The organism is Megamonas sp. Calf98-2, assembly GCF_900110235.1.
Lineage (GTDB): Bacteria > Bacillota > Negativicutes > Selenomonadales > Selenomonadaceae > Megamonas > Megamonas funiformis.
The window spans coordinates 1-4,779 of sequence record NZ_FOCY01000058.1; the positions used below are offsets into that span (position 1 = coordinate 1).

At 29.4% G+C, this 4,779-nt stretch carries 4 protein-coding genes and 2 tRNA genes; 5 read left to right on the forward strand and 1 reads right to left on the reverse strand.

Going from position 1 to position 4,779, the window contains the following annotated elements; translation table 11 throughout:
* The first annotated feature begins 5 nt into the window (after positions 1-5).
* The 4 genes from BMX03_RS10910 to BMX03_RS10925 all read left to right on the forward strand — a co-directional run bounded on the left by BMX03_RS10910 (position 6) and on the right by BMX03_RS10925 (position 2,918).
* Positions 6-81, forward strand: a tRNA-Ala gene (locus BMX03_RS10910).
* A gap of 230 nt (positions 82-311) precedes the next feature.
* Positions 312-1,118, forward strand: a complete 807-nt coding sequence (modA, locus tag BMX03_RS10915; protein WP_091695399.1) for a molybdate ABC transporter substrate-binding protein — start codon at positions 312-314, stop codon at positions 1,116-1,118.
* A gap of 71 nt (positions 1,119-1,189) precedes the next feature.
* On the forward strand, positions 1,190-1,852 hold the full coding sequence (modB, locus tag BMX03_RS10920; protein ID WP_091695403.1) for a molybdate ABC transporter permease subunit: 663 nt from the start codon (positions 1,190-1,192) through the stop codon (positions 1,850-1,852).
* Between the two features lie 10 nt (positions 1,853-1,862).
* On the forward strand, positions 1,863-2,918 hold the full coding sequence (locus tag BMX03_RS10925) for a sulfate/molybdate ABC transporter ATP-binding protein (RefSeq protein ID WP_091695406.1): 1,056 nt from the start codon (positions 1,863-1,865) through the stop codon (positions 2,916-2,918).
* Positions 2,919-3,002: 84 nt separating this feature from the next.
* Here the strand turns inward: BMX03_RS10925 and BMX03_RS10930 are convergent, their stop codons facing one another.
* The gene (locus BMX03_RS10930; RefSeq protein ID WP_022227599.1) at positions 3,003-4,427 is read right to left on the reverse strand and encodes a HAMP domain-containing sensor histidine kinase; all 1,425 of its coding nucleotides are present in this window, start codon (positions 4,425-4,427) and stop codon (positions 3,003-3,005) included.
* Positions 4,428-4,668: 241 nt separating this feature from the next.
* On the opposite strand from BMX03_RS10930, the gene BMX03_RS10935 reads away from it, so the two are divergent.
* A tRNA-Ile gene (locus BMX03_RS10935) sits at positions 4,669-4,745 on the forward strand.
* Positions 4,746-4,779 lie beyond the last annotated feature (34 nt).

Genomic DNA, 4,779 nt, shown 5'->3' on the forward strand with positions numbered 1-4,779 from the left:
TATATGGGGGTGTAGCTCAGTTGGGAGAGCACCTGCCTTGCAAGCAGGGGGTCAGGAGTTCGAATCTCCTCATCTCCACCATATTAAATAATAAGCCTTCGGGCATTAGATAAAGACAGGATAACCTGTCTTTTTTGTTTGTGTAAAAATAAATATATTTTCATATATGGATAATAGAATAAGGAGGAAGACATCAGTGAATAGCATTATGGTAACAATCGCTTCTGTTTGTTTAGTAGCTCTTACAGTTATTAATTTCTAAGAGGGAATAATTTGTAATTATTGTTTTTAATTAGAGAAAGGATTTTAAAATGAAAAGCAATGGCAAAAATATAGTTATATTAGTGATGTATTGTTTATTAACTGTTGTATTTGCTGGTTGTGGAAATACTTCTCAAGATAATAGTTCTCAAAAAACAGAAAAGCAACAAGAAGTTTATATTGTAGCAGCTGCTAGTATGACAGATGCTATAAAAGAAATTGGTGCAAATTATGAAAAAGAATATCCAAATGTGAAATTAACATATAACTTTGGAAGTTCTGGTGCCTTACAAACACAGATAGAACAAGGGGCTCCTGCTGATGTATTTATTTCAGCAGCACAAAAACAGATGAATGCCCTAGATAAGAAAGGATTAATTGATAAGTCCACGCGTAAAGATTTATTGGAGAATAAAGTGGTTTTAATTGTGCCAAAAGACAGTGAATTATCTTTAAATGATTTTGCTGATGTGGCTACAGATAAAGTCAATAAAATAGCTTTAGGTGAACCAAAAGCTGTACCAGTTGGACAATATTCAGAAGAAATCTTCTCTAATTTAAAGATACTAGACGCTATGAAACAGAAGGCAGTATATGCTTCTGATGTACGTCAAGTTCTCGGTTGGGTAGAAACAGGCGAAGTAGATTGCGGTATAGTTTATGCTACAGATGCAGCTATTTCTGATAAAGTTAAAGTATTGATGGAAGCACCAGAAAATACGCATAAACCTGTAGTTTATCCAATAGCGATGGTAAATTCCTCTAAAAATCCAGATGTAGCAAAAGATTTTATTGCATATTTATCTCAAGATGCACAAAAAAATATTTTGGCAAAATATGGATTTAACGTAAAATAATAAAATATATAGCGACAAATTAAAGCAGATTAATGCTTTAGCTTGTCGCTATTTTCATTTGAGGTGAAAATATGGATTTTTCTCCATTATATATTTCCTTAAAAACAGCGGGACTTGCTACAGTGATTACTTTTATTTTAGGTATATATGCAGCTAGATTTATTTGCAAATTAAAGAAATATCAAGGATTTATAGATGGTATCATCACTTTACCTTTAGTTTTGCCTCCTACTGTAGTGGGTTTTTTCTTATTGTTATTTTTAGGAAAAAATAGTTTTATTGGACAATTTTTAGCTTTGTTTGATATTAATATAATTTTTTCCTGGCCAGCTACTGTAATTACAGCAGTTGTAGTTTCTTTTCCACTGATGTATAGAACGACGCGTGGAGCTTTTGAGCAGATAGATAAAGATTTGATTTTTGCAGCGAGAACTTTAGGTATGAGTGAAGAAAAAATTTTTTGGAAGATTATATTACCTTTGGCAAAATCCGGTATATTAGCAGGTGCAATTTTATCTTTTGCTAGGGCTTTAGGTGAATTTGGAGCGACAATTATGCTAGCGGGTAATATTCCAGGAAAAACGCAGACAATGTCTACAGCTATTTATTCAGCAGTGCAAGCAAATGACCAAGAAACGGCTTTTGTTTGGGCAGGGATAATAATTGTTGTATCATTAATGGTAATGGTATTGATGAATTATTGGTTAAAACAGCAACAAAAAGTCAATAGTTGAGGTGAAGTAAATGGCTTTAGAAGTAGCAATAAAAAAATATTATCCTGATTTTAGTTTAGATGTGAATTTTTACACTGAAAAAGGAATTTTAGGTGTATTAGGTGCATCTGGTTGTGGTAAGAGCATGACGTTGAAATGTATTGCAGGAATAGAAACACCAGATGAAGGAAAGATAATTCTCAATGCTAGAGTTTTGTTTGATAGTGAAAAAAAGATTAATTTATCACCACAAAAGCGAAATATAGGCTATTTATTTCAAAATTATGCGTTATTTCCTCATATGAATGTTGAAGAAAATATTGCTGTAGGTATAAAAATTAAAGAAGAGCAAAAAGAAATTATAACTAAGTATTTAAAAATTTTTCATTTAGAAAAATTAAAAAAGGCTTATCCTAAAAATTTATCAGGAGGACAACAACAAAGAGTAGCATTAGCTAGAATTTTTGCTTCACAGCCTGATATATTAATGTTAGATGAACCATTTTCGGCTTTAGATGATTTTTTGAAATGGCAAGTTGAATTAGAATTAGCAAAAGTTTTAAAGCTTTATGGTAAAAATGTATTATTCGTTTCTCATAATAGAGATGAAATTTATCGTTTTTGTGATGAAATTATGGTATTATCACAAGGAAAAACTGTGTCTTTTAGCACTAAAAAAGATTTATTTGAAAAACCAAATTCAATAGCTGCTTCTAAATTGAGTGGTTGTAAAAATCATTCACGCATAGAGAAAATAGACAAGTATTTATGTAGAGCTATTGATTGGAATATAGATTTAACAGTTACTAGTGAAATAAGTGATAAAGATAGATACATAGGCATTAGAGCCCATGAATTAATGATAGTTGATGATAAAGAAAGAAAAAAAGATATAAATGTAGAAGAATTCATCATTGATGAATTAGTAGAAAATATTTTTAGCATAGTTATAATGTTGAGAAAAGAAAATGCTAAACAAGCCATTCGTTTAGAAGTCAGCAAAGAGTATTGGCAAAATAATAAAAGAATTGGCGATACTATATATGTAAAATTACCTCAAGATAAGATTTTTCTTTTAGATAAGTAATAAAAAACTCATTTCAATGAAATTGACTATAAAAATAAGATTTGTTTTCATAGTTAATTTAAATATTGAAATGAGTTTTTTATTTTATTTGCTAATCGTAAATTTAAAAACAGTATATTTATCAGACTGTTTTTCTGTTGTTAATTTTATTTGATGTAAACTAGCTAGATGTTGGGCAATTTTTAGTTCAATGCTATTTAAGATAGTATCATCTTCTGCGGTCTGATAAAATTGAGGGAACATTTCTGGTAGGTGTTCGACAGATATTTCATCATTATTGTTTTGCATATAGATATAATAATTGTTATCATCTTCTAAAATCTTTATGATTAAATCACTTTTTTGAGGATAGATTTGAAGTGCTTTATCTAAAGTTTCACAAAACATTTGTTTAAGACGATTTTTATCTCCTGTAAATAAAATGATTTCTTTAGCTAGACTTATTTTTAAATCTATCTTTATATTTTGTTCCTTAGCTACTTTTTCACGAGCTTTTATACTATCTTGAAGAATTTCTATTAAATTGAGCAAATCTTTTTGAAGTGTAAAATCTTTATTATCTAATTGAGATAAATCTAAAAGATTATTAGCAATCATATCTAGTTTATCAATATTTTTTTGCATTTGTTTTAAATATGGCTCAGGTATATTGGATTTTTTTTGAGCTAATTCTTGTATATCATGTTTTAATTCTTTTAAAGGTGTATGGAGTTTATAAGCTGTTTTTATGATTAAATTATTATCAGATTGAGCTTTAGCTTTAGATGTAGTTTCGAGATTTTGTAAATATAAAGAAAGACGATTTAAGTTTTGAGCTAGTTGAGCTATCTCATCATTAGCTTTTGTTTTTATATGGGAAGTATAATTATGGTGCAAAATCTTTTCAATAAATTGATTTAATACTTCTAAAGGTAAAACGTATTTTTTTAGGAGAACTTTTAAGAGAAGTATTAAAATTACAAATAGAACTATAGAACAAAATAGCATTAAAGCAATTCCATCATACCAACTGAATTTTAATGTAGGCATTTTGCTATGAAAAAGCAATGCTCCTTTGACATTACCTTCACTATCATATATAGGAACACCAATTGTAGTATAATGTGGCTGTGTATATATATTAAAGGTTTGAGTGCGAATATTTTGACCGTTTAAAATGGATTGAAGGTCATTGGCTGCTTGAGCTGGAAGTTGGTCATAAGTTAATGCTGGATTAAAGCGAGAGCCTACAATTTGCAGTGTGTTTTTATCTACAAGCCATATTTCACCTTGTTCTAATATATTTACTAATTGCAGTACATTAGCATTGTATATATTAGTTAAAGGATTGTTACCTGTAGACTTACTCAAAATATCAGCTAAAGATAAAGCTGTGCTTTCTAAACGACTACTTTCTATGTTTTGAGAATGTTGAAAGAATAGATAGCCAAATACTGCACTAAACGAAACAACGAATAAAATGAGTATTGTGGACATGATTAATAAAATTTTATTGATAAGTTTTGACATAATATAACCTCTATAAATAATCATAAAGTGAATTTAAATAGATTTTAGCATAAAAAAGAGAAAGAAAAAACACTTTTCGATGATTAAAAACACTTGAAATATAAAGCTTTTTATAGTTTTTATAAAAATATAAAAAAAAAATCAAAAAAAGTGTTGACAAGAGGCTCATTATTTAATATACTATAGAAGCTGGCTCGTGAGCCAACAAGAAAAAAGCCAAACGGCTTGAACATAAGAATATGGGCCTATAGCTCAGCTGGTTAGAGCGCACGCCTGATAAGCGTGAGGTCACTAGTTCAAGTCTAGTTAGGCCCACCATTATTGATCTTTGAAAACTGCACAGAAGAAGAAA